This window comes from Candidatus Pelagibacter sp., from assembly GCF_052049835.1.
In the GTDB taxonomy this organism is placed as follows: Bacteria; Pseudomonadota; Alphaproteobacteria; order Pelagibacterales; family Pelagibacteraceae; genus Pelagibacter.
In genome coordinates, this window is sequence record NZ_JBNGZF010000016.1 from 109377 (window position 1) to 135837 (window position 26461).

Annotated in this window: 26 protein-coding genes; 8 read left to right on the plus strand and 18 right to left on the minus strand. The window is 30.2% G+C overall.

Annotated features, from left to right (window positions below; all coding sequences use genetic code 11):
* Position 1: 1 nt before the first annotated feature.
* From fdhF to ACTT9R_RS06100, 5 genes are read right to left on the minus strand one after another with little or no spacing between them, the layout of a single operon-like run.
* Positions 2–2770, minus strand: a complete 2769-nt coding sequence (gene fdhF / locus ACTT9R_RS06080) for a formate dehydrogenase subunit alpha (protein WP_440927115.1) — start codon at positions 2768–2770, stop codon at positions 2–4.
* Complete coding sequence (locus ACTT9R_RS06085) at positions 2770–4425, minus strand: NADH-ubiquinone oxidoreductase-F iron-sulfur binding region domain-containing protein (protein WP_440927116.1); 1656 nt, start codon at positions 4423–4425, stop codon at positions 2770–2772. Before ACTT9R_RS06085 ends, fdhF begins: the two co-directional genes overlap by 1 nt.
* Positions 4426–4446: 21 nt before the next feature.
* Complete coding sequence (fdhD, locus tag ACTT9R_RS06090; protein ID WP_440927117.1) at positions 4447–5286, minus strand: formate dehydrogenase accessory sulfurtransferase FdhD; 840 nt, start codon at positions 5284–5286, stop codon at positions 4447–4449.
* 4 nt (positions 5287–5290) lie between these two features.
* Positions 5291–5767, minus strand: a complete 477-nt coding sequence (locus ACTT9R_RS06095; protein WP_440927118.1) for an HPP family protein — start codon at positions 5765–5767, stop codon at positions 5291–5293.
* Complete coding sequence (locus ACTT9R_RS06100) at positions 5768–6166, minus strand: iron-sulfur cluster assembly scaffold protein (protein WP_440927119.1); 399 nt, start codon at positions 6164–6166, stop codon at positions 5768–5770.
* Between the two features lie 43 nt (positions 6167–6209).
* On the opposite strand from ACTT9R_RS06100, the gene mobA reads away from it, so the two are divergent.
* The 6 genes from mobA to ACTT9R_RS06130 are packed head-to-tail and all read left to right on the plus strand — an operon-like array spanning position 6210 to position 12409.
* Positions 6210–6812 (plus strand): molybdenum cofactor guanylyltransferase, encoded by a 603-nt coding sequence (mobA, locus tag ACTT9R_RS06105; RefSeq protein ID WP_440927120.1) that lies wholly within the window; start codon positions 6210–6212, stop codon positions 6810–6812.
* Complete coding sequence (locus ACTT9R_RS06110) at positions 6809–8062, plus strand: molybdopterin molybdotransferase MoeA (protein ID WP_440927121.1); 1254 nt, start codon at positions 6809–6811, stop codon at positions 8060–8062. Before mobA ends, ACTT9R_RS06110 begins: the two co-directional genes overlap by 4 nt.
* Before the next feature lie 49 nt (positions 8063–8111).
* Positions 8112–9017, plus strand: coding sequence for a DMT family transporter (locus ACTT9R_RS06115; protein ID WP_440927122.1), 906 nt, complete (start codon positions 8112–8114; stop codon positions 9015–9017).
* A 1-nt stretch (position 9018) separates the two neighbouring features.
* Complete coding sequence (locus ACTT9R_RS06120) at positions 9019–10236, plus strand: aminopeptidase P family protein (protein ID WP_440927123.1); 1218 nt, start codon at positions 9019–9021, stop codon at positions 10234–10236.
* A 5-nt stretch (positions 10237–10241) separates the two neighbouring features.
* The gene (locus ACTT9R_RS06125) at positions 10242–11357 is read left to right on the plus strand and encodes a serine/threonine protein kinase (protein ID WP_440927124.1); all 1116 of its coding nucleotides are present in this window, start codon (positions 10242–10244) and stop codon (positions 11355–11357) included.
* Between the two features lie 2 nt (positions 11358–11359).
* A complete protein-coding gene (locus ACTT9R_RS06130) occupies positions 11360–12409 on the plus strand; it encodes a threonine aldolase family protein (RefSeq protein ID WP_440927125.1) in 1050 nt (349 codons plus the stop codon).
* On the opposite strand, the gene ACTT9R_RS06135 is transcribed toward ACTT9R_RS06130, so the two are convergent.
* Genes ACTT9R_RS06135 through ACTT9R_RS06145 form a run of 3 tightly spaced genes read right to left on the minus strand, consistent with a single transcriptional unit; the run spans position 12402 to position 13942 of the window.
* A complete protein-coding gene (locus tag ACTT9R_RS06135) occupies positions 12402–12629 on the minus strand; it encodes a hypothetical protein (RefSeq protein WP_440927126.1) in 228 nt (75 codons plus the stop codon). The genes ACTT9R_RS06130 and ACTT9R_RS06135 overlap by 8 nt on opposite strands.
* A gap of 11 nt (positions 12630–12640) precedes the next feature.
* Positions 12641–13099 (minus strand): hypothetical protein, encoded by a 459-nt coding sequence (locus tag ACTT9R_RS06140; RefSeq protein ID WP_440927127.1) that lies wholly within the window; start codon positions 13097–13099, stop codon positions 12641–12643.
* A gap of 18 nt (positions 13100–13117) precedes the next feature.
* Positions 13118–13942, minus strand: coding sequence for a phytanoyl-CoA dioxygenase family protein (locus tag ACTT9R_RS06145; protein ID WP_440927128.1), 825 nt, complete (start codon positions 13940–13942; stop codon positions 13118–13120).
* Between the two features lie 47 nt (positions 13943–13989).
* Between ACTT9R_RS06145 and ACTT9R_RS06150 the strand changes: the two genes are divergently transcribed.
* Both ACTT9R_RS06150 and ACTT9R_RS06155 read left to right on the plus strand, forming a co-directional pair.
* A complete protein-coding gene (locus tag ACTT9R_RS06150) occupies positions 13990–14436 on the plus strand; it encodes an MOSC domain-containing protein (protein WP_440927129.1) in 447 nt (148 codons plus the stop codon).
* A 37-nt stretch (positions 14437–14473) separates the two neighbouring features.
* On the plus strand, positions 14474–15118 hold the full coding sequence (locus ACTT9R_RS06155) for a (d)CMP kinase (protein ID WP_440927130.1): 645 nt from the start codon (positions 14474–14476) through the stop codon (positions 15116–15118).
* On the opposite strand, the gene ACTT9R_RS06160 is transcribed toward ACTT9R_RS06155, so the two are convergent.
* The 10 genes from ACTT9R_RS06160 to rplI all read right to left on the minus strand — a co-directional run bounded on the left by ACTT9R_RS06160 (position 15115) and on the right by rplI (position 26461).
* A complete protein-coding gene (locus ACTT9R_RS06160) occupies positions 15115–16413 on the minus strand; it encodes an MFS transporter (RefSeq protein WP_440927131.1) in 1299 nt (432 codons plus the stop codon). The genes ACTT9R_RS06155 and ACTT9R_RS06160 overlap by 4 nt on opposite strands.
* Positions 16414–16443: 30 nt before the next feature.
* Positions 16444–17319: a DMT family transporter gene (locus ACTT9R_RS06165; protein ID WP_440927132.1), complete on the minus strand. Its 876-nt coding sequence runs from the start codon at positions 17317–17319 to the stop codon at positions 16444–16446.
* Entirely contained in the window at positions 17316–18242 is a 927-nt protein-coding gene (gshB, locus tag ACTT9R_RS06170) for a glutathione synthase (protein ID WP_440927133.1), read from the minus strand. Before gshB ends, ACTT9R_RS06165 begins: the two co-directional genes overlap by 4 nt.
* Positions 18232–19527 carry a glutamate--cysteine ligase gene (locus ACTT9R_RS06175; RefSeq protein WP_440927134.1) on the minus strand — a complete coding sequence of 432 codons (1296 nt, stop codon included), beginning with the start codon at positions 19525–19527 and terminating at the stop codon, positions 18232–18234. Before ACTT9R_RS06175 ends, gshB begins: the two co-directional genes overlap by 11 nt.
* Before the next feature lie 29 nt (positions 19528–19556).
* Entirely contained in the window at positions 19557–20114 is a 558-nt protein-coding gene (locus ACTT9R_RS06180) for an HD domain-containing protein (RefSeq protein WP_440927135.1), read from the minus strand.
* Between the two features lie 3 nt (positions 20115–20117).
* Positions 20118–21599: an amidophosphoribosyltransferase gene (gene purF / locus ACTT9R_RS06185; protein WP_440927136.1), complete on the minus strand. Its 1482-nt coding sequence runs from the start codon at positions 21597–21599 to the stop codon at positions 20118–20120.
* Positions 21553–22098: a CvpA family protein gene (locus tag ACTT9R_RS06190; protein WP_440927137.1), complete on the minus strand. Its 546-nt coding sequence runs from the start codon at positions 22096–22098 to the stop codon at positions 21553–21555. The genes purF and ACTT9R_RS06190 overlap by 47 nt, the downstream gene beginning before the upstream one ends.
* A complete protein-coding gene (locus ACTT9R_RS06195) occupies positions 22098–24494 on the minus strand; it encodes an efflux RND transporter permease subunit (protein WP_440927138.1) in 2397 nt (798 codons plus the stop codon). Before ACTT9R_RS06195 ends, ACTT9R_RS06190 begins: the two co-directional genes overlap by 1 nt.
* 21 nt (positions 24495–24515) lie before the next feature.
* The gene (locus tag ACTT9R_RS06200) at positions 24516–25934 is read right to left on the minus strand and encodes a replicative DNA helicase (RefSeq protein WP_440927139.1); all 1419 of its coding nucleotides are present in this window, start codon (positions 25932–25934) and stop codon (positions 24516–24518) included.
* Positions 25935–26005: 71 nt separating this feature from the next.
* Positions 26006–26461: a 50S ribosomal protein L9 gene (gene rplI / locus ACTT9R_RS06205; RefSeq protein WP_440927140.1), complete on the minus strand. Its 456-nt coding sequence runs from the start codon at positions 26459–26461 to the stop codon at positions 26006–26008.

A 26461-nucleotide genomic window follows, 5' to 3' on the forward strand; every position in this document is an offset into this window, starting at 1 on the left:
ATTAACTAACTTCGGCTTGATTTTCTTTTGGTTTAACTTCTGTTTTAAATTGATTAGAAATTTTTTGTACTTCAACAGAAGATACTTTGTATTCTGCACACATTGTTTCTTCATCTTTACCATGACCTGTAACCATATTAACCATATGTTCTGGGAAATGGAATGTAGTAAAAACAATTCCTTCTTTAACCTTATCTGTAACCTCAACTTTAAGAGCAACCTCACCTCTACCTGAATAAAGTCTTCCAATATCACCAGTGTTTAGATCTCTATACTCAGCATCTTTAGGATGAATTAATAAAACATCTTCATCTACAATATTTATATTTTTTGTTCTTCTAGTCATTGTTGCGGCGTTGTAATGTTGTAAAACTCTACTAGTTGTCAAAATCAAAGGATAGTCTTTTTGATTAGCTTCAATTTCTGATGATTCTTTCCAATCAAAGTTTTTAAGTCTGCCTTTACCTAATTTAAATGTTTCTGTATGTAAAATTTTCGTATCAGTTCCATCTTCTTGAACTGGCCATTGTAATCCAAATTTCCCAAGTCTCTCTCTGGTAACTCCCTTAAAGAAGGGAACAATATCAGCAATTTCTGCTAGAACTTGATCTGCATCATAAGTTGGCTGGTCAAAACCTAATTTCTGCATCATCTCAGTTACAATTAATCCATCAGGTTTAGTTCCTGGAAGAGGAGGTACAGCTCTGTTCACTCTTTGAATTCTTCTCTCAGTGTTTGTAAAAGTTCCATCTTTTTCTAAGAAAGTTGTACCAGGCAATACAACAGTTGCTAATTTTGCTGTTTCACTCATAAATATTTCCTGTACAACTAAAAGTTCTAAAGAGTTCATAGCTTCAATAACATGTGCGCTATTAGGATCTGTTTGAACAATATCTTCTCCTATGATCCATAAACCTTTTAATTCCTTGTTTATTGCAGCTTCAAACATTTGAGGAATTTTTAATCCTGGTTTAGTTGGATGTGTTACTCCATATTTTTCAGTATAGAATTCTTGATGTTTTTCCTCAGCAACAGAAAAATATCCAGCACCTTGGTGTGGCTGACATCCCATATCCGCTGCGCCTTGAACATTATTTTGACCTCTTAAAGGATTAACTCCAACACCTTTCCTTCCAATGTTTCCAGTAATCATTGCTAGGTCTGCAATTAACATTACTGTTTTTGAACCTTGTTCGTGTTCAGTAACTCCTAAACCATGGAACTCCATTGAATTTCTAGCAGTTGCATATGCAATTGCAGCTTCTTTAACTAATTGTTTATCTACTCCAGCCACTTTTGCTAGTTGATCTACATCCTGTCTTTCAATCTCTTTTAAGAAATTATCAAAGCCTTCAGTTCTATCTCTAACAAAATCTGCATTATAGAGTTTTGATTTTATAATAAAATGCAACATCATATTTAGAACTGCAACGTTAGTTCCAGGTCTTAATTTAATGTGGTAATCTGCAAGTTTTGCTAGTTCAGTTGTTACTGGATCAAGAACAATTAGTTTTTTACCTTTCATCACTTGCTGTTTTATTTTAGCACCTGTTACAGGATGAGCATTAGTTGGATTAGCTCCAATCACTAAAAATAAATCTGCATGATAAATATCTTCTGTAGAGTTAGTCGCTGCTCCCGTTCCAAAAGTTTGTTGCATCCCCCATGCTGTTGGTGAATGACAAATTCTTGCACAACAGTCTACACTGTTAGTTCCTACAGCAGCTCTAATCATTTTTTGAAAAACATAATTTTCTTCATTCGTACATCTCGCAGAAGAAATTCCAGCAAAGGCATCTGGACCATTTTCTTTTGTAATTCTATTCATTTCCTTTTTGATATAATCATAAGCTTCATCCCAAGAAGCTTCCTCAAATTTTCCATTTCTTTTAATTAAAGGTGTTTTTAATCTGTCTGGATGATCATAAAAACTAAATGCATATCTTCCTTTAATACACGTATGTCCGGCGTTAACCTCTGTTTGTTTGGGTGTGTCAATAGCTACAACTTTATCATCTTTAATTGAAGCCTCTAAATTACAACCAACACCGCAGTATGAACAAGTTGTTCTAACTTTTTTATCTACTGCAGCAGACTTTGATTGAAAAACATCTGAGATAGCATCTGTTGGACAAGTGTGTGCGCAAGCACCACAAGAAACACATGAACTATCTCCAAACATCATGTCGTTATCAGTTGTTATTCTTGACTCAAATCCTCTTCCACTCATTGTTAAAACGAATGAACCTTGAATTTCATCACAAGCTCTGACGCATCTTCCACAATTGATACAATTGTCTAAATTCATTCTCATGTAATCATGAGAGGTATCTCTCGGAATTCCTTTATGTTGTCTTGGACTGTTATATCTGTGATCAGATACCCCTAAATCGTTTGCTACTGTTTGTAATTCACAGTTGTTGTTTACCTCGCAAGTATCACATTCCATTGGGTGGTCTGTTAATACTAATTCAACAATATTTTTTCTAAGATCTTTCAAAGATTCATTTGACGTAAATATGTGTTGATTTTCAGCAACTGGAGTATGGCAAGAAGCAACTACTCTTGTAGGACCATCTTTTTCTAAAGCAACTTCGACCGAACACACTCTACAAGCCCCATAAGGTGCTAAATTTGGATCATCACATAAAGTAGGAACTTTTTTTTCTCCTACATAGCTTTTTACAAATTTTAAAATAGATGAGTGATTTGGACCGATTTCGTACGGTTTTCCGTCAATATAAGCAATTTTTCTTTTCTCTGAACTCATTAATTATCTTTAACCATATCATTTTTCATTTCATCACCAAAGTATTTTAGGATGTTTTGAATAGGAGTGGGAATAGCTCCGCATAAAGCACATAAACAACCTTTTTTCATTGTAACAAGCAATTCTTCAAGCAATTTCAAAGGTATTTTGGCAGTTTTCTTTTTAGCTTGGTCAAACATTTCCTTACCCCTGTAAGACCCAAGTCTTCCAGGGAAACATTTTCCACATGATTCTTCAGCAGAAAATTCAAATAGATGATGAATGTATTCAGCCATAGAAAAATCTTTAGGAATACTCACCACACTAGCATGACCTAACATAAAACCTTTTGCAGTAAACTCCTGAAAATCTAAATTAAGATTTTCTATTTCACTTAATGGAACCACACCACCAAGTGGCCCACCAATTTGGAAAGCTTTTAATGGTTCTTTGTATCCTCCACCAATTTCATTAAATATTTTTTTCATTGGAGTTCCCATATCAATTTCATAAACACCTGGGTTGTTAAAGAAACTATCCAAACAAACCAATTTAGTACCTGCAGATTTTTTATTTCCTATAGATGAAAATTTTTCAGCACCATTTATTAAAATTCCGGTAGCAGCTGCTAAAGTTTCAACATTGTTAACAACAGTTGGTTTTTTATATAATCCTTCTGTAACAGGAAAAGGAGGTCTAACATCAACTTCTGCTCTTCTTCCTTCAATAGATGCAATCAATGCTGTTTCTTCTCCGCAAATATAAGCACCTTGACCAATACAAATTCCAAGATCGAATGAAAAATCAGTTCCTAAAATATTTTCACCCAGAAGACCTAACTTTTTAAGTTCATTAATACTTCCATTTAAAGCTTCAATAGATTTTGGATATTCTCCACGAATATATAAAACTCCCTCATCACTTCCAATTACAAAGCCACACATTACCATTCCAAAAATGACTTTTAGAGGCTGGTCTTCTAATAAATATCTATCTGAAAAAGCACCAGAGTCACCTTCGTCTGCATTACAGATAACATACTTTTTTTCTCCTTTTGCTTTACTACAAAAATCCCATTTCATTCCTGTTGGAAATCCAGCACCACCTCTACCAGTTAAATTAGAATCTAAAAGTGATTTAACAATTTCTTTTTTATCAGTGTTTAAAAATTTATTTAATTGATCTTTAAATTGGTCAGTTGATGAAAGTTTATCATCCATTAAAAAACTTGTTGTTGCAAAACTTTTTGAGAAAAATTTATCTTGTTTAATTTTTTCACCTTTAATTATTTGGTCAATTTTTTCTATATCCTTCCCAGCATAATTTTCTCCATCATAATGGAATGCATGGTTTTCATAACAATGTCCTAAGCAAAACATTTCTCCAACTTTATCGTCACCAAGTTTTTCTTTTAAAGTATCTTTTAACTTCTCTTGTGTGCCAGCGCACATACACGCACTACCATTACAAACAAAAGCTTTCTTTTCTCTATGAGATGGTCTTAGAAATTCATAAAATGACTCAGCTCCATGAAGTGTTGAAACCCCAAGGTTATGTTTTTTGGCAATTTCTTTAATATCCTGCGGTTTTTCGCTTAAAGTGTTTTCTGAAATTTGCTTAAATAAATTGTCTTTTAAGCCAATTCTACCAGATAAATTACTTATGTTTTTTGACACAAATACCCTTTTCTTTATTATTTAGTTCACAATAACTTTTTTGTTATTTGTGTAAATATTAAAACTGTCCCTCTTTACGAAACCTATAAGGGTAATGTCAAATTTATTCGCTAAATCTATAGCAAGACTTGTTGGCGCACCAACACCAATCATTATGCCAACATCTGTCATTAAAACCTTTTGAACCAGCTCAAAATTAAGTCTTCCAGAACATGTAATAAATTGAGATTTTGGATCTAGCTTACCATTTTTTAGAGTGCAACCAATAAGTTTGTCTAAAGCATTGTGTCTACCCACATCCTCTCTTAGATCTACCAGTTCCCCACTAGAATTAAAGAGACCACTTGCATGGATACCACCTGTTTTGCTGAACTCTGATTGAGCCTCTCGTAACGAATTCGGAGATTGAACTATAATATCTTTTGAAATTTTTGGTTCAGAAGCATGAGTTTTATTTTTTTTAACAATCTCAAGTGCATCTAATGAAGATTTTCCACATACGCCACAGGAAGAATTGGTTAAAAAATCTCTTTTTATTTTCGCTATATTAACATTTTCTGAATTTATTAAGGTTGCTAAGATTTTATTTTGGATTTTGTATTGACCGACTTTTTCACCATAACTTTCAACAGAAGCAATATCTTCTAAAGATGTAATAATTTGTTCATTGAACAAAAAACCTGTTACCAAGTCCTCATCATGACCTGGTGTTCTCATTGTGATAGATAAATTTTGATTAATCCATTTATCTTCTGATTTATATTTTAGAGAAATTTCAAGAGGCTCTTCAATAGATATTAAATCTTCGGTATCACTAAAATTTTTTGAAGAAAATTTTGTAACTTTATATTTTGAATTCATTAAATTATTTTAAAGGATAATTTTTTTTTAAAAGATATTTGTTAACAATAATTGCCAATAATAGAATAATAATACATCCAAAAATTATTGGATTAATAAGATAGTCGTAAGAGGCACTACCTATAATTACCATTATAGGATTTCCACCAGCTGGTGGATGGACAACATTCAATAATATCATTAAAAATACCCCAATACCAACTGCAGCTGCAATATTGATATAAATAGGTAGTGGAATAAAATTAACAAAAATTACACCAACTAAAGCTGTTACCAGATGTCCAAAAAAAACATTTTTTGGTTGAGCAAATGGGCTCTCAGGAAAACCAAATAACAAAACCATGGAAGAGCCAAAAGACCCTGCTATAAAATAGCCAAGAGTACTTTTGTAAGTAAGTACTGTTAACACACCAATTGTGAACGCTGAAAAAAATCCAGCAATTAATGCTTTCTGCAAAATAGTTTTTGAAGTATTAATCATTTAAATTTTTAAAGCTTTTGCAATTGTTCTTAAAGGTAATAGCAAACATTCTTTCCTGGAGAGGTTTTTTTTATCAAAAATTTCCATAAAATCCTTCCAATGTTTCTCTAAAGTTATTTTAACGTCATCAAACAATTGCTCTCCAATTAAAATAAATACTTTAATTTCTTCTATCTTTTTTTCTTTTATTTTTCTTGATAGTAAACTAACTGAAGCCTGACAATAAACACATGATTTGCACTGATAAGCCATGTCTTTTACAACTTCATCTTTAACAATTAAGCTTATTTCCATCTCATCTCCGCATAATGGATTTTTGTGTTTAGATTTATGAGTGTAATTTTCAAGGACTTTGTTGTTTTCTGTGTGTGAGGCAATTTCTAAAATTCTTAGGTCCATTTAATTTCTTTAATTCAAGTTTGAATGTTTTATATTTTGGTTAATGCATCATAACAATATTTTAGGCACAGTGCTAGCAGGCGGAAAGTCACAAAGATTTGGTGAAGATAAATCACAAGTGACCTTAGCAAACAAGCTATTAATAGATTACGTATTGTCGGAAATCATTGATCAATTTAAAGAGGTTTTGATTGTCTCAAATAATTCAATAAATTTTCAAAGTTCAGAAAAAATAACTAAAATTGAAGATTATAAAAAAGGACTTGGTCCTTTATGTGGAGTTTTATCTGCTATGAAATGGATCAAAACAAATAAAAGAGATTACCAATGGATAGCAACCTTTCCCGTGGATACTCCTTTTTTTAAGAGACAAATACTCAAAGACTTTATTAAAAATATTAATTTTAATGAAAGCGATTTATTTTTTATTAAATCGAATAATACTAGACACAATATTTTTGGTTTATGGTCAATAAAGTTACTAGATAGGTTAGAAAAGGACTTAAATGATGGAGAAAGAAAAGTAGAGTTATGGGCAAATAATGTTGGAGTTAAAATAATTAATATGGAGTTTCCAAATAATGATCCTTTCTTTAATATAAATACAAAAGAAGATTTAGAAAAAGCTAAAGAAATATTGAAATGATAAGTTACGATCAATCCAAGAAAATATTAAAAAAAGCAAAAATTAAAATTAAAGATGAAATAATTAATAGCGCTAATTCTTTAAATAGAGTTGTTTCTATCAATGTATATTCGAAGATAAATTATCCAACTGGTGATAATGCTGCCTTTGATGGATATGCAATTAATTCAAAAGATACAAATAAAATTAAAAAAAATTCTCAAAAACAATTCAAGATAATTGGCTCAATTGCTGCTGGTTCAAAACCATTAAAGAAAAAAATTAAAAAATTTGATGCAATAGAGATAATGACAGGCGGGATAATTCCAAAAGGGTTTGATACAATTATTCCTATTGAGCAGATTAATTTTTACCCAAATAAAAAAAATAAAAAATATATTCTAATTGAGCATAAAATAAGCAAATATGACCATGTAAGGTTTGCTGGTTCAGATTATAAAAAAGGGGAGGTTATAATAAAAAAAAATACAATTGTACAACCAAATCATATTTTAGCTTTTAAGAGCTTGGGTATTAAACAAATTAAAGTAAAAAAAAAGATTAATATATTATTTTTTTCAACTGGAAACGAAATATCAAATAAAGACAATATTCCAAATTGGATGGTAAGAAATTCTAACACACACTATATAAAAAACTTAAATCAAAATTTTTTATTTAATTTTAAAAGTGGAAGTATATTAAGAGATAATCATCAAAATATTTTTAAACAAAAAATAAATAAATTAATTAAATCTAAAGATGATATTATTATTACGTCAGGTGCAGTGTCTGCAGGTAAGTTTGATTTTATACCTGACGTTATTAAAAAATTTAAGTTATCAAGCTACTTTAAAAGTGCTGCAATAAGGCCAGGAAAACCAATAATGTTTGCAAAAATTAAAGGAAAAGAAAAGGCAATATTTGGGCTCCCTGGAAATCCAATTTCTTCAGCTGCATGTTTTAGATTTTTTGTAATTCCATATATTTTAAATGCCTTAGGATTATCAGAAGAAAAATCAATTAAAGCTATTTTGACGAATGGTTTTGATAAAAAAAAGAATTTCACAAGATTTGTAAAGAGCCAATTAAGCACAACTAAAAATGGAAAACTAAATGTTGAAATATTAAAAGGTCAAGAGTCTTTTAGAATTAAATCATTTGTAAAATCAAATATTTGGGTTTTGTTACCAGAAGGTAAATCAAAATTTAAAAAGGGAGATATCGTTGATTGCTTTTTCCCCAACCTTTCAAATCAAAATTTAGTTTAGAAACGTATTTTTGTTGTAGAAAATTCTATTTACAATTAGATTTCGGAATATGTTAGAGTTAAGAAATCCAAGAATAGCCATTCCTGTTGTACTTTTTGCTGGTCTGCTGTGGTCGTTTGGTCCATTAGTGGTTCGATACATGGATAATCCGCAATTGGCACCTTGGCAGTACATTTTTGGCAGAGGTTTAACAATTTTCATCTTATTAAATCTTTATTTATTTTTCGAGGAAGGAAAAAATTTTTACAAAAACTATTATAAAATCGGTTTATCTGGAGTAATCGGTGGATCTGGATTAGGTATCGCCATGATTACGTTTATTTATTCAATTACAAATACTAGTGCCGCAGTTACTTTGCTTTGTTTAGCAGCAATGCCTTTTTTTACAGCATTATTGGCATTTTTATTTTTAAAAGAAAAAATTTCTCTTAACGTATGGATATCAATAATAATTGCAACAGTTGGCATCATTATTATGGCACTTGGAAATACTGGCGAAAAATCATTAATTGGTTTTGTGTTTGGATTAACTTCTTCAATTGGTTTCTCTGTTTTTTCTGTAACTCTTAGATGGAGAAAAGAAACACCAAAATTCACAACAGTTGCTTTTGCAGGTTTCTTTTGTTTTGTGTTTGCAACAATTATGATTTTATCAAACAACTTAGTTTTCTTTTCATCCAGCTATAACGGAGCTTTATTTTCTTTGCATGGGACACTAGTTTGTTTTGGTTTAATTTTATATTCAATTGGATCTAAAGCGATACCAGCAGCAGAATTGACTTTATTATCTTTAACTGAAGTTGTAGGTGGAATTTTTTGGGTTTGGTTGCCATTATTTGGTATCAACGAAGTACCATCCACAAATACTATAATTGGCGGTTTCTTTCTTTTTGTATCTATATTTTATTACAGTTTAATAATGAGATGGAACAAAAGATATATAGCATTAAATTAATATGGAACGACCAGATTTTTTTGAACTTAAAAATGGTGAAAAAGTAAAATTACCTTTCACAGACAAAGAATATAATGATCGAGTAAGCAAACTTAGATCAGTGATGGATCAAAATGGTCTTGATATGGTTATCTTAACATCTATGCATAACGTTGCATACTACACAGGTTTTATCTATTGCTCTTTTGGAAGACCATACGGATGTGTGATCACTCAAAATAAAATCTCAACAATTTCAGCTAACATTGATGCAAGTCAACCATGGCGTAGATCTCATTGTGAAAACGTAATTTATACTGATTGGAAAAGAGATAATTTTTTAAGAGCCATTGTTTCAATTATTGGAAGAGATGAACCTCCAAAAAATATTGGAATAGAAAATGATCATGTCACGTTAGATATGCGAGAAAAAATAGGGTCTATTTTTACTTTCTCTGTGTTTAGTGATGTTTCAAGAGATCTAATGAAACTTAGAATGATTAAATCGAACGAAGAAATTGAGATCATCAGAAATGGTGCAAGAATTGCAGACATCGGTGGTGAAGAAATAGTTAAAAATATAAGAGAAGATAATACAGAGATCGAAGTAGCAATTGCAGCTAGAGATAGAATGGAAAGAGAGATTGTTAAAAGCTATCCTGGTGCAGAGTACATGGACACTTGGGTATGGTTTCAATCTGGTATCAATACAGATGGAGCTCACAATCCAAAGACTAATAGAAAATTAGTTAAAGGAGATATTTTATCTTTAAATACTTTTCCGATGATCTCAGGATACTACACTGCACTAGAGCGAACTTTATTTTTAGATCATGCTGATGATGCTTCACTTAAAGCTTGGGAAGCAAATGTTAAAGTTCATAAACGTGGATTAGAATTGATTAAACCAGGTGTTAAATGTTCAGACATTTGTCATGAGCTAAATGAATTATTTGCTGAACTTGGTTATCTTCAGTACCGAACTTTTGGCTATGGTCATTCATTTGGTATGCTTTCACACTTTTATGGAAGAGAAGCTGGATTAGAATTAAGGGAAGATATTGATACTGTTCTTGAGGAAAATATGGTCGTGTCGATGGAGCCAATGATTATGATCCCAGAAGGTAATCCTGGTGCAGGTGGATATAGAGAGCACGATATTTTAGTAATTGGTAAAGATGGAGCAGAAAATATTACAAAATTTCCTTTCGGGCCTGAGCATAATATTATAAAAAACTAATCTTTATGAGCGAGAATAAAACTATTGTTAATAGTTGGAATGAATGGGATCCGTTAAAACATGTGATTGTTGGAAGAGCGGATGGAACTTGCATACCAGCACCAGAGCCAGCATTAGATGCAAAAGTTCCAGAAGACAGTGATATGCGAGGTCAGTTTGGACCAAGAACCAAAGATACTGTCGATAAAGCAAATGAATTATTAGATAATTTTTCAAGCATGCTTCAAAAAAGAGGCATTAAAGTTGATCGACCAACACCAATAGATTTTAATCAAAAAACATCCACACCAGATTGGGAAGCAGAAACTATGTTTGGCTGTATGCCCCCAAGAGATGTTTTGTTAACAGTGGGCAACGAGATCTTAGAGGCTACAATGAGTTATCGTTGTCGTTGGTTTGAATATTTATGTTACCGACCACTACTCAAAGATTATTACAATCAAGATCCTAATATGAGGCACGAGTCAGCTCCAAAGCCAAGACTAACGGATGCAGATTATAGAAAAGATTATTTATCAGATAAAATAGGTGTTCAAAAAAGATTAGAATGGACTGAAAAAAAATATTTTGTAACCACTGAGGAAGAACCATTATTTGATGCAGCAGATGTATTGAGATTTGGAAAAGATTTAGTTGTACAACATGGATTTACAACTAATTTGAAAGGAATTGATTGGCTAAAGAGACATTATAAAGATCATAGAGTCCACGCTGTAAATTTCCCAGGAGATCCATATCCTATTCACATTGATGCAACCTTTACCCCAATTAAAGAAGGTTTAATAATCAACAATCCTCAAAGAAGACTTCCTAAGGAACAAAGAAAATTATTTGAAGACAATGGTTGGGAAATCGTAGACAGTGCACAGCCAGCACATAACGAACCACCTCCATTATGCTATTCATCAACTTGGCTATCAATGAATGTTTTAGTTTTGGATCCTAAAACTGTATGTGTGGAAAAAAGCGAAAAATACCAAGCTGAACAATTAGATAAATTAGGAATGGAAGTGGTACCAGTAGAACTTAGAGATGCCTACGCTTTTGGTGGTGGTTTACATTGTTGTACTGCAGATGTTTACCGAGAGGGTGAGCTTAAAAATTACTTTCCAAAACAATAATTATGGCAAAAATTAAAATAAAAAGAGAGCGAGTTAAATTCGCTTCTGATAATGTTGCTGGTGCCTGTCCTGAGGTATTAGATGCAATTTTAAAAGCCAATGAAGGAGATAGCACTCCTTATGGGAATGATCCTTTATCAACTGAATTACAAGACAAGTTTTCAGAAATATTTGAAAAGGAAGTAATTGTTTTTCCTACTGCCTCAGGAACAGCCGCCAATGCTTTAGCATTATCTACAATGACACCTTCTTATGGAAACATTTATTGTCATAAGATGTCTCACATAAATACTGATGAATGTGGTGCACCTGAATTTTATACAGGAGGAGGAAAGTTAGTTACTCTAAATGGAGTAATGGGAAAAATAAGTGCAGAGGAGCTGGATCAATCGATAGGTGGAAAAGGAATTGTTCATCACACGCAACCTTCATCAGTTAGTATCACTCAGGTTTGTGAAACAGGTGAAGTTTATCAATTAGATGAAATTAAAAAAATTGGAGAAATAACTCATAAACATAATTTAAATTTACATATGGATGGCGCTAGATTTGCTAATGCGTTGGTATCTTTAGATGTAACTCCTGCTGAAATGACATGGAAATCTGGGGTCGATGTATTGTCATTTGGAGCAACCAAGAATGGATGTCTAGCAGCTGAAGCAATCATCTTTTTTAAGAAAGAATTAGTAGGTGATATAGCTTTTTTAATGAAACGAGCAGGGCATTTATTATCTAAAATGCGTTTTGTTTCTGCTCAATTAGATGCCTACATTTCAAATGATGTTTGGTTAAAAAACGCAAAACACGCTAATGCAATGGGTAAAAAATTAAGTGATGGTTTAAGCAAGCATAATGATATTGAAATTGCTTATCCAACAGAAGCAAATGAAGTATTTGCAAAATTTCCAAGAAAAAAAATAGAACATCTAAATTCCGAAGGTTACAAAATGAATCAAGAAGAATTAGATGGAAAAGCGGTGAGATTAGTTGCCGCTTGGAATACTAAAGATAGTGATGTTGATGAATTGTTAAATACGATTAAAGCTAACTAGGATTTTCTTTTAAAAACTCAATATATTTTATAACTTCATGAAACTGTTCATCAGGAATATCTTTATAACTTGCATTGAATTTACTTTTCACACAGATAGCAACATGAGCGTAGGGATTTCTTCCTTTAGGGTGATTTGGGTGGTCAGGTAATTGCCCTACCAAATAATCCCCAGCTTCCTGAATAATTTTCCAGAGTTTACTTGCGTTTTCTTTGTTCACGTTTTCAAATTTTATCTAAAAAATAAACTTTTTCTTATATCTATAATTTCTCTGATCTGTTTTTCTTTAATAGCATTCCAAGAAACGAATAAAGTACATAATTGATATAAGGCAAATATCTCATTTTTCTGATTTTGAGACAAATCACTATCTGCCTCTACATAGTTTTCAAAATAAGAAATATTATTTCTTGCACAGTTTAAATAATATCTACAAGCATCTGTTACTGTGGCTGTTGACCACCAGTTTGAATCTCTGAAAAGATTAGATATTTCTTGATAGAAAGAACTTGTTTCAGAAATAACTAAATCACTTTGAACATTTTCTGAAAATTGATCTAATTCAAATTGAATTAAAGCTAATATTTTTTTTTCACTACTTCTCTTAACATGTAGTTCAATGACGTTTTTATATGACATTGATTGTATCTTATTCCAATTATCAAAAAAATCATTTGGTGCTTTATTCAAATCTCCCATATTTAAAAATTAATAAGATCCTTTTTGTTTTGCACCTTTATAAAAAATTTCCTGCAAATAATCATTTTCTTTTTTTCGAAGTAAAATACTTTCTTTACTCATTAAAGCATTAGTTCTTTTTATAATTTCATGATAATTATATTTATCCTCTCCTCTTGCAACTTGAACACTATTTTTACCTAAGGTTTGCTTTACATTTGTTCCTATATAACTTTGGATAACAAATCCTATTCTTCTATCATTACTCTTATTAATTCCTGATCCATGTACTACTCTTGGATGATGCAAAGACATTTGACCAGCTTTAAGTTCTATAGATTTAACTTCGTCCTCAGGTACATTTTCTACTGTTTGGCCTCTAGTAAGTAAGTTGCCTTCATTATATTTCTCATTGTGATCTTTAATATTTAAATGTGATTTAGGCCACATTTTCATACACCCATTATTTTCATTTGAGTTTGTTAATGCTACCCATGCTGTAACCCAATTGAGAGGCTCTAATCCTATGTACTTTGCATCTTGGTGAAAGCTTACAAAATCTTGTTCATTTGGGTTTTTAATAAATAAAGTAGTGCTGCAAACTAAGATATTTTTTCCAATAATACTTTCTACTGCATCTAAAATTTTTGAATTATGAACTATCGAATCAAGTTTTGGTGAAATTAAATGAACATTATATCTTCCTGACTTATCTATTTCATTTGGCATTTTTTTTTCAATTAATTCTATTTCTTTTCTTGCCTCCAATGCTTCGCTACTAGACAAAACTTTAATAGGGGCTATATAACCCTGATCTTCATACTGTTTAAGTTGATTTGATGATAGATAAGTCATATTATTTTGAAAAGATTATATGAGCTCAACTATTTCTTCAATAATTTATGGCCGAAGTATTTAAATTAGGAATTGCTGCCAACAACAATCAACCAATCAAGGAAGTAAATTCAATTGAGGTTTTAGCAAATAAAGGAATAGTAGGTGATCGACATTTTCATGATTTTAATGATCCTTACAATCAATTATCTTTAATAGAGTCTGAGAATATTGATGAATATAATATTAAATTTGGACTAAATATACCTTACATCGATTTTAGACGAAATATTGTTACAAAAGGTATTCAATTAAATGATTTAATTGGGAAAAAATTAAAAGTAGGAAATGTTGAATTGGAGGGTATTGAATTATGCCGTCCTTGTAGACATCTTACCGAAATGCTTGATCAAAAAAATGTTCTTAAGGAATTTATGAGAAAAGGTGGACTTAGATGTCAAATATTATCGTCTTCAGAAATTACAATAGGAGATAAAATTAATCTGTTAGATTAGACAAGTCATATTAAAATCTATATACGCATAAGACTAAATGACCAGACAAAAAAAACTAATTATTGCTTGTGATGGAGAATCAGCAAGCGGTAAAAGTACAGCTGCAAAACTTATATCTAAAAAATATAAATTACTTCTAATAAATTCAGGACTTTTATACAGGTATGCTAGTAAGCTAATAATCAAACACAAACCTAAAAATCAAATTACTTTTGTAAAAAATAAATTTAAAAACATTTCTTATAAAAAAATCTCAAAACAAAATTTACATTCAGAGCAAATTAGCAATCACGTAGCTGGTTTAGCAAAAATTAAAAAAATTAGAGAAATTGTGAATAAAGTACAAATTTCTATAATTAGAAAAAATAAAAGAATATGTGTTGAGGGGAGGGATATTGCCAGTAAAATATTATCAAAAAACCCCAAGTATGATTTAGCATTTTATTTTAAATGCAGTTTAAATGTTGCAAGTTATAGAAGATGGTTAGATATTAAAAAGAAATTACCATTAAAGGAGGTAAAAAAGTCTTTGAAAAAACGTACTTTAACTGACAAAAATAGAAAGCACAGTCCACTAATTAGAGTAAGAGACTCTATTTTGATTAGATCAGATCGGCTGACAAAAAAACAAGTTCTATTAAAAATGTCCAGTTATATAGATAGATTGAAAACTAAAAATTAATTTTTTTGTTGTTGGTAATTTGTTTCCTCAATTGGTTTTGCATCAGGATCTAATTCTAATCCAGCTGGTGTTATAGTAGCTGGGACTGGAGTAAAAGTTGAATCTGGATTTTCTACAGTATTTCTGACTCTCATTCTATATAAACCGAAAATTCCGATAATTGCGTGAGCAATAATTAAAAAAATAAATAAACCATTTAAACCAAACCATTCCATAAATATAGAACACAAAATAGGACCACTAATTGCACCTACACCAAAGATAAACTGTAAGCCACCTCCTGCTGCAACGAATTTTGATTTAGGAACGAAGTCATTTGTATGAGCAAGGTTAAGAGAAAACAAAGGAAGACATAAACTTGAATACAGTCCCACAGCAATAAAAAATATAATTTTTCTTAAAGCAAATTCATCCATGTAATAAATATTTTGAATTGGATCATTTGAAGTGAGAATTGATACAAAAGCTAAAAAAGAACTTCCAAAAGTTGTTATTACGATTACTTTTCTTCTGTCAAATGTATCCGAGAAATAACCAATTGGGCCTTGACCAATCACGCCTGCGATTGTTGCGATAAATAAAAGTATTGATGTTTCAACCAAACTAAATTTTGCAAGAGTTGCATAAACAGATATTAAAGAAAAGAATGCTGCATGAATAATGCCAGTAAAGAATGAGCTCAATGAACCTAGTGGAGAAATTTTATATAATTCTTTAATACTTATTGTCTCTATCTTTTTAAATTTAGGCGCAGGTCTTTTAGTTAATAAAATAGGAACAAGTGCAATAGAAAGCAAAATAGAAACCAAAATAAATGGTTCATATTCCTCTGGTTCGCTTACATTAAGTAGCAACATACCTATAGCTAATCCAAAATAGATTACCATCATATAAGCAGACAATAGTTGCCCTCTATTTTTATTAGTTGCTCTATCATTTAACCAGCTTTCAGTAACCACATAACAACTAACTAAACTTATACCTGTTATGAACCTACTAATTGTCCACATGAAGGGATTTATATAAACAACAGCGATTAAAGCACTTAAAGATGCAAGTGAAGCAAATGCAGCAAAAACTCTTATGTGACCAACTTTTGAAACAAAATTAGGTGTGGTTCTTGAGCCAACAAAGTATCCAACAAAATATCCTGACATAAATATACCTGTTGTTAAAACACTAAAATCTTCAAGTACTGCCCTAATACCCATGACCTGTAATTGCAACCCATGACCAATCATCATTACCCCTATCCCAATAAATAGAGCCCAAGATTTTTTTACTTCTTTTTGCATTTATAAATTTTTTAATTTAACAATTTCCGGCTAGGTAGTTTTGGTTTGTGTTTTTTTTATGGCTAGTAAAGAGTGAATTGCAATGGTTATAATAATAACTATACCTCCATAGATAGTCTCGTTAGAAGGCTGTTCCTTAATAACCATCCACACCCATATTGGTCCAAGAATTGTCTCTAGAAGGAAAAAAAGGTTAACTTCAGCTGCTGTGATAAATCTTGGTGCTATGGTGACCAAAACAAATGGTATGGCTACACACATCACACACATTAAAGGTATATAAAAAAGATCATTTCCCACTAATGCAAAGTCTTTAACAAAGAAAAAGGCAAATATAGCAACACAAGATTTTCCAATTACAGCAGCAGGCACTAAATCGGTTGATTTTGCATATCTTGCAATGTTCGCGTTACAAGCTAATCCGAAAGAAGTTATTAAACCAAAAATATCTCCATAAAAATTTCCAAGACTTAAAGAGTCGTAAAAAATATAAACACAAGCAATAAAGGTAATTATTATAGCAACCCAAGTCTTATTATCTGGTTGTTCTTTTAAGAAAATAGCCCCTAAGATCGCAGAGAGCATTGGTGCAAGAGCTACCATTAATAAAGTATTTGCTACATTAGTATTTTGAATTGAAATAATAAAAGTAATATTACAAATAGAAAAACTAATTACATAAAAAATACCTGGATAACCAATTTTAAACAAAGCTTTTAAGAAATTATTTTTATAAAACAAAAGAAGACCAACTAAAACTACTAAAAACGGTATTGCGCCTCTGTAAAAAAGCATCCCCCAAGTATCAATATTTGATAATCTAATTAGTAATGAGTCAGGGGTTATAAACATAACTCCTATAAAAGCCATCAATGAACCTTTTTGCTGATTAGTTAAATTTTTCACGCTTTAAGCTGTTTCCAAAAAGTTTTAGCTAAATTTATTCCTGATAGATCATAAAGTGTTTTTAGTCCAGTTGGAGATGTAACATTTATATCTCCATTGAGTTGTTGATCTATAAAATCAATTCCTGCAAAAAAAATATTTTCTTTTTTTAAATCTTTTGCAATTAGTTTTGAAATTTTAATTTCTTTACTTGTTAATTTTATATTAGCAGGTTTTGCTCCTTTACTCATATTACTTAAAATTGAACCTTTCTTTGGAACCCTAGAAATTGCTCCACATACTTTCCCATTAATAATAAAAACCCTTTTGTCTCCATTACTTATTTTAGGAAGAAATTTTTGGCACACGATATGATCATGTTTTTTTATAAACTTATTAACTAATTTTGGATTAAATTTAGTTAACAAATGAATATCATTTCCACTGAAACTATGGATGGGTTTTAAAATGACTTTTTTGTTTTTTTTGAAAAATTTTTTAATTTCATCCATATTTTGACTAAAAATAGTAGCTGGCATGTATTTTTGGTATTTAGATGAATACAATTTTTCAGAAATATTCCTTATAGAGGTAGGATTGTTAATTATTTTAACTTTAGTCTTAATTGTATCCAAAATGTATGTTGTTGAAATATACTCAAGATTAAAAGGTGGATCTTGGCGAATTAGAATAAATTTACATTTTGTTAGGTCTAGATTTTGTTTTTTTGTAATTTTATAAAATTTTTTATTGCTGTAGTTAAATTTAATAAAAAAACCTGTGGCTGTAACTTTCGAATTAACAATTGATAAATCTTTTGGATCGTAATAGAAAATTTTATATTTTTTGTTCTGAATTTCGTTTGCTAAAAAAACACTTGTATCCGTTAAAGGATTTAGTTTAGAAGGATGGTTTCCTTGAACAGCAACAATTTTATTTATCATACAATTCGTCTAAATTTTCGTTTTTTGAAAATTTACTAATCATATGATCTGCGTTTGTTGTCTTGCTATCAATTACTTTTTGTAGATGATTTAGAAATATAGTCTCGTTATTACCTTTTTTACTTAAAACATCTCTATTCTCTAAACCTTTTCTTGAAAGATCTAAAAGTTTAGATGACCAATGAAGAAGATCTTTACCCATTAATTGAGTATTAAATCCCTTTTGTGGTGCCTCTAGATAAGCGTTAATTATTTTATCGATGTCCCATGTTGAAATTAGTTCATGAACTTCGTCTAAATTTCCGTAAAGCATACCTATGTTGAAAGCTGGTCCTGCACATAAACAATCCCAACCACAGGTATCCATTGATCTCAATTCAATATATTTTTTAACTCTGTTTTCAGTAAATATTGTGCTCAAGTGAGTTGTTAAGTCTGCTTCAGTTGGAAGTCTATTTCCAATTTCTTGGATTTTTCCTTCCATAAAATCTTTAAAAATATAATTTCTACCTGAAATATACTGATCTTTATTTTGTATAAATAATATAGGAAAATTAATTATAAAATCTGCATATTTTTCAAAATTAATATTTTCGAAAAATAATTTAGGCAATCCACCTCTAGAAGTACTTTGCCATACTTTAGATCTAAAGGATAAATATTTACTATTTTTTTTCTCCACAATTGAGGAATTAGCAAACAAAGCAATTGCAATAGGTACAATTGAGTTTGCTACTCTAAACTTTTTAATAAAATCATCTTCTGAACTATAATCTATATTTAACTGTGTACCGCATGTTCGATACATCATATCTAAACTAAGTTTACCACCTAGAGGCATATCCTTAGTCATCAATTCATATCTTTGTTTAGGATTATTTGGGATTTCATTTAATTTAGATATTGGATCGAATCCTGCACTAACAATTTTTATATCTAATTTTTTTGTAACTTGCTTTAATTCAAATAAATAGTCTTGTGACTCCGCACAAGCTTCGTGCATATGATTTAATTTATCTCCCGATAACTCTATCTGATTACCTGGTTCAAGAGTTATATTTTTTCCACCTTTATTAAGAGCAATGATATTTTCTTTTTCAAAAACTGGGTTCCAGCCAAATTCAAGCAGAGCTGTAAACATTTTTTTTATTTTTAAATAATCAATCCTTTTATTATCCGAATTATTAAATAAAAATTTTTCATGTTCGATCCCAATTTTAAAATTTTTGGGTTCTTTAATACCTGATTTAAAATAATTAATAATTTTTTCTTTTGAATCAATCATGCGCTGTAAATAGTGATTTATATCTAAATTTAAAGATAATAATAAGGTTCTTTTGCGAATATTTTTTTAACTAATGGCTTAAAATCATCCAAAGACATACTTTTATAATCAGGATCAAAAGAACATTGATCATATTTTTCACAAAAATCTATAGTATCTTGATAATACTTGTGGTCTTTAAATTTATCTCTTGCATTTCTATCGCCACCTAAATGATGTGCACTGTAATAAGTTTGAAAAAGACCATGGTGTAGAATAATCCAATAGGTTTTTTCCGAAACATAGGGTCTTAGTATCGATGCAGCATATTGAGAATGATTCATTGGTGCTAAATCATCCCCAATATCATGTAATAAAGTTGCAACAACCATTTCATCACTTTCTTTGTTTTTAAATGCTCTTGTTGCTGCTTGCAAAGAATGTTCCAATCTTGTGATTTTATAACCTTCTAAAGTAGTAGTTTGTTTAGATAAATAATTTAAAACTCTCTCAGCTGTTTGTCTTTCAAAGTTTTTCTCAAATTTTTCAAGAAGCTCATAATCTTCCTTAGTTCCGTTTTTCATTTCAGTAAAATTTACTGTTTTCATAATTTAATTGTTTGATCCTGTACTTAGTAAAGATAACTGAGTTATTTTATTATCGCCTAATTCATCTACTAATTTAACAGGATATTCACCTGTGAAATAATGATCTGTTAATTGTGGATATGTTTCGTTTCTTTTTTCAAAACCAATTGCTTTATACAAACCCTCAATTGATAAAAATCTCAAAGTTTTAGCTCCAATATATTCGCAAATTTCATCATTTGTTTTATTCGCAGCTAGCAATTCTTTTTTTGTAGGTGTATCTACACCATAGAAATCTGGATATCTTATTTCAGGGCATGCAATTTTAACATGAACTTCTTTTGCACCAGCATCATAAAGCATTTTAACTATTTTATGTGATGTGGTTCCTCGAACAAGAGAGTCGTCAATTAGAATTATTTTTTTATTTTTAATTGTAGTTTGATTAGCATTTAATTTTAATTTAACACCTAAGCTTCTAATTTTTTGGCTTGGCTCGATGAAAGTTCTTCCAACATAATGGTTTCGAATTAATCCATGCTCAAAATTCATTTTTAATTCTTGAGCAAAACCCATAGCTGCAGCATTTCCAGAGTCTGGAACCGGAACCACTATATCAGCATCAGTATCATTTTCTTTTGCAAGTTCTCTACCAATATTTTTTCTATGCTCATAAGCTGTTTTCCCCCCTATTAGACTGTCTGGCCTTGAAAAATAAATATATTCAAATACACAAGGTCTAACTTTTTTAGCGGGGAAGGGTTTAATACTTTTAAGTTCATTATTTTCAATTAAAATTATCTCTCCATTTTCAACTTCTCTAACAAATTTAGCACCAATAATATCGAATGCACAAGTTTCAGATGCTAAGACATAACTATTTCCAAGCTTACCAATTACTAATGGTCTAATTCCATAAGGATCTCTAACTCCAATTAGTGAGTTTTGCGTTAACATCACTAATGCATAACCACCTTGGATTTGAAAAATTGCATCAATTACTTTGTCAATTGTTTTTGGTCTTTTTGATTTAGCAATTAATTGGACAATCGTTTCAGTATCTGATGTAGTGTAAAATATAGCTCCATCTTCAACGAGTTTATTTCTCAAAGCAATTGAATTAGTAAGATTTCCATTATGAGCAACTCCAATACCACCTGCATTAGTATCAGCAAAAAAAGGTTGTATATTTCTTAATATATTGTTTCCAGTTGTGCTGTATCTATTATGGCCAATTGCATAATTTCCCTTAAGATTGTTAAGCACTTTTTCTTTGTTAAAATTATCGCCAACTAAACCAAATCTTTTTTCAGAATAATATTTTTCTCCATCAAAAGTAACTATTCCACATCCTTCTTGACCTCTGTGTTGTAGGGCATGTAATCCAAGCGCAGTTAGAGCTGACGCATCCTTTGCATTGCTGATACCAAAAACTCCACACTCTTCCTTTAATCTTGGATTATAGTTCTTTAATTTTTTCTTTAGAATCTTGATATGTTTTTTCATTAGGAAATTCTTTTATCAGATAATTACTACCTTTTTCTAAATATGGAAAGACGTATGATTTGTCAAAATTTATTGGCCATTTATCATAATTATAAACGATATGAACACCTGAAAAGATACATAAAGAAATAATGTAAGCTCTTATAAAACCAAAAAAGAATCCAAACATTGTATCTAAGCCACCGATTCCTGTATATCTGACCGCTCTACTGATTCCTTTATTAACTAATAAAACCAAAAAGATAACTACAACAAATATTACTATTCCCAAACTAACATCAAGCACATACTCGTTATCAATTATGTCTTTTACATAGGGTTTAATTTTCGGAAATAGAATTAATGTTATTATATATGCAAGCAACCATTTTGCCATTGAGAGAATACTTAAAATGAAGCCCTTTTTGTAACAATTTATCAAAGAAAGGATTGTTAAAATTAAATAAATTAAATCAATTATTGATATTGCTTTATAAAAATCTTGTATGATTTCTAACATTAAGATGATTTGCCAAAAGGTTTAATTATTAAGATTAATGCAGGAAGTAGTGTTAATACCGATATCATAGCCAATAACATAGCAAGCCCTGTAAACACACCAAAATAAATTGTTGGGATAAACTTCGATAACACTAAAATTGAAAATCCAAAAACAATAGTAATTGAAGTGTTTAGAATAGCAACACCAACAGTTGAATGACAAGTTTTTAACGTCTTTTTATAATCCTTTATTTTATTAAACTCTTCTTTAAATCTGTAAATATAGTGAATACTATTATCTACTGCTATTCCTATCGTAATTGCTGCAATTGTTATAGTCATCATATCTAAAGGTATTCCTAACAATCCAATTATTCCTAAGATAAAAAAAGCAGCAATAAAATTTGGAACAACACCAATCAATGAAAGTTTAATATTTCTAAATAAGATTACGAACATTGAAAATATTCCAATCATTACTAATCCCAATGTTAAAATTTGAGATTTAAAAAGACTTTGTAATAAATTATTAAATAATATTAACACACCTACTAGTTTATAATCTTTTTTATCTAAACCAAATTTATCTTTTAAATCAAAATGAATTTTGTTAATTAAATCATTTCTTCTTAAATCTTCTTGCGAGTCTATAATTCTTAGACTAATTCGAGCTTCATTATCTTTAATAGAAAGATAGGGATCGATGATTTCAGTTTTAATGCTCTCAGGAATTTTAGAGTAGAGCACTCCCATTTCTAAAGTGCCTAAAGGTTTATTGTTATTTAATTGAGTAGCAACTTCAATAATAGATGAAAAAGATAGAACTTTGCCAATTTCAGGTAAGCTGTCTAAGTAATTATGTACAGATGCAATTAGATCAATTTTATCTTTGGTAAACCAATATTTTTCATCATTAGCATCTTCTTCATCACCCCAATCATCAAATTCATCATCTTCCTCAGATTTTTTCACTTTTTCTTTTTCCGGAAATTTTATAATAACTTCTAAAGGTGTGGTTCCACCTAGCTCTTCATCTATAAGCTTCATACCTTTATAAATTTCAGTATTCTTATCAAAGTAATTTATAAAACTATTTTCAACCTCTAGCTTACTTATTCCAATAATACTTGAAATGATAATTATTCCAGTTGCTAATAAGATTGAGTTTTTATTATTAAGAGAAATTAAACCAAGTAAATTTGTGATTTTAGATTTTTGTTCTTTTTTAACTGAAATATTATTTGTGGGTGCAAAGTTTAAAAGGGTAGGTAGTAGAGTAAATGTAACGATGAATGATGTAATCAAACCAAAAGTCATCATCCAGCCAAAATCAATAATTGGTTTTATTTCACTAAAGATTAAAGATAAGAAAGCGAAAATTGTCGTTAGAACAGTATAAAGAATTGGCCAAAACATTTTTGAAGTAGTTAGTGAAATGATTTCAAAATTATTTTTTGATGGAAAATCTTTTTTAATTTGAAGAAATCTTGTGCTCATATGAATATTCATTGCCATTGTCAAAATCAACATAAGCGCAATAAAATTTGATGAGATCACCGTAACCTTCCATCCTAGCAATCCAAGTAATCCCATCATTATTATTACAGAAAAAAAACAACTACTTATAGGAACAATAATCCAAAGAAGATTTCTAAAAACAAACCACAAAGTAGCAATTATAAATAATAGAACTCCCAAACCAAAAACTATTATATCGCTTTTGATAAAAGTCATCATATCATCAGCAATCATTGGTATTCCTCCTAGATAAATCTTTCCAACATCATCATAACTTTGAATAACTTGTCTAATTTCTAAAATATTTTGGTGGTTTTGTTTTTTGATTTGATCTTTAATTAGTTCAACTTCTTTTTTTGATTTATTTTCTATATCTTCTAATTTTTGAGATTGCTTAATGTTAACAATTATTCCACTAGTTTTGCCATCTTCGCTAATTACAAAATTTCGAAAAACAGGACTATTTAAAATTTCTTTAAATCCCCTATCTCTATCAACATCTTCATCTTTTAATGTTTTGAAGCTTTCTAGTCTTTCTTGAAGGGGAGCTTCTGAATTATTTAAAAGTGGAACATCTAACAAAGTAATTACACTATGGACCCAATTTAGGCTCTGAATTTTATATTTTAAACTTAATAAATTATTAATTGATGAGTCAGTTGCCATTCCCTCATTTGGTGTATAGGTAAGAATTAAAAATTCTTTAGATCCATATCTTTCGGAGACTTCTTTCAAGTATTCTAAATCTGGGTCACCCTCTATTAATAAGGTTTCTGATGAAGCATCTAACCTAAAATTTTTTGAATAGTATCCAAAACTTAAAATAGTAATAATTAACAATATAAATATTGCTTTAGGATTTTTAAGGATAACGTTTTGATAAAAATGAGCTATCATTCAAGCTCTTTATATTGGAAATTAACTTAATTGAGTATCCTTAAATTTTGTAAATCTTTCCTCAAATTCAAGAGTTACATTACCAATAGGACCATGTCTTTGTTTTCCAATTATAATTTGAGCTATATGTGCAACTTCATTCATTTTTGCTTGCCACTCTGCATGCTCAACAGTTGCTTCTCTTGGTTCTTTTCTCTGTAAATAATATCCTTCTCTGTAAACAAACATCACAACATCAGCATCTTGTTCAATTGAACCGGACTCTCTCAAATCTGCCAATTGAGGCTTATGATCATCTCTCTGTTCTACCTGTCGAGACAACTGCGAAAGAGCCACAACAGGGACAGAAAGTTCTTTGGCTATTGCTTTAAGTCCTTGAGTGATTTGTGAGATTTCTTGAACTCTTCCATCTTTATTAAATGTAGTTCCTCTCATTAATTGAATGTAATCAACCACGATCATATCGAGACCAAAAAGCCTTTTAATGCGTCTTGCTCGATTACTAAGAGCAGCAATACTTATTGCTGGAGTTTCATCAATATAAAGTGGAAGTTCGGAAATATTTTTTGACGTTTCTAAAAATTTATCAAATTGGTCATCTGATATTCTTCCTCTTCTAATATCATTAGAACTTATTCTTGCTTGTTCAGAAATAATTCTAGTAGATAATTGCTCAGAAGACATTTCTAGAGAAAAAAAAGCTACAGATGATTTTTTACCACTCTCTTGTAGTTTTTGTGCAGCGTTAAATGCAATATTTGTTGCAAGTGAAGTTTTACCCATCGATGGTCGACCAGCAATAATAATTAAATCTGATTGGTGTAAACCACCAAGCTTATCATCTAAATCTCTTAAACCTGTAGGAATACCAACAATCCCTTCTTCATTTTTATAAGCAGCTGAAGCCATCTCAATAGTTTGTTTCATTGCTTCATCAAATTTTACCAAAGAAGAATTGAAAGATCCTTTTTCAGCTAAATCAAACAATAATCTCTCTGAACTTTCGATTATAGATTGACCGTTAGTATCAAGGTCATTTATTTTTGCACTATCAATAGTTTGTTCAGAAATTTTTATTAATTCTCTTCTTACAAACATATCGTAAATTATTTTTGAATATTCTATTGCCTGCCTAACAGATGTAGAAAATTTTGTAATTTTAACTAAGTATTCGGGAACATTTAGATCATCTTTCTCATCTTCAAAATAATTTTTTAATGTAATGGGGTTGGCCAACATTCCTTTGTAGATAAGACTTTCTACTGCTTCAAATATTTTTTGATGCATTGGATCATAAAAGTTAATACTAGAAATTATTGTATTTATTTCATCAAAAATATCATTACTGACAAGAATTGATCCTATTACAGCTTGTTCTGCTTCAATATTATTAGGTAATTCCTTAAATTGATCTTTAACAATACTCAAATTGTTTTCCATAAGAATTAACTTACATGAAAATTAATTAAATCAAATTATAAATTGGTGCTGGGGAAAATAATGTATAATTACTAAATTGTATCAGCAGAGGAAACATTGATGGTAATTTCAGCATCAACTTCCGAGTGTAAAGAAATTTTAACTTTGAATTTTCCTAAAGCTTTTATTTCTTCAACTGGTTGTATCATTGAAGGTTTGATATCAATTTTATTTTCTTCTTGAATAAGTTTTGAAATTTCAGTTGGTTTAACTGAACCATATAATTCATTATTTTCTGTGCTTAGTTTTTTTACATAGTATTCTTTTCCATTGATTTGTTCAGCTATTTGAGAAGCTTCTTTTTTCTTTTCATTATCTTTTTTAGATAACTCAGCTTTAATTTTTTCAACATCTTTAATATTTTCTTTTGATGCATAAAGAGCTTTTTTATTAGCTATTAAAAAGTTTCTAGCAAAACCTCTTTTCACATCTATTACTTCACCTATAGATCCAATTCTTTTGACGTTTTCTAATAAAATTACTTTCAT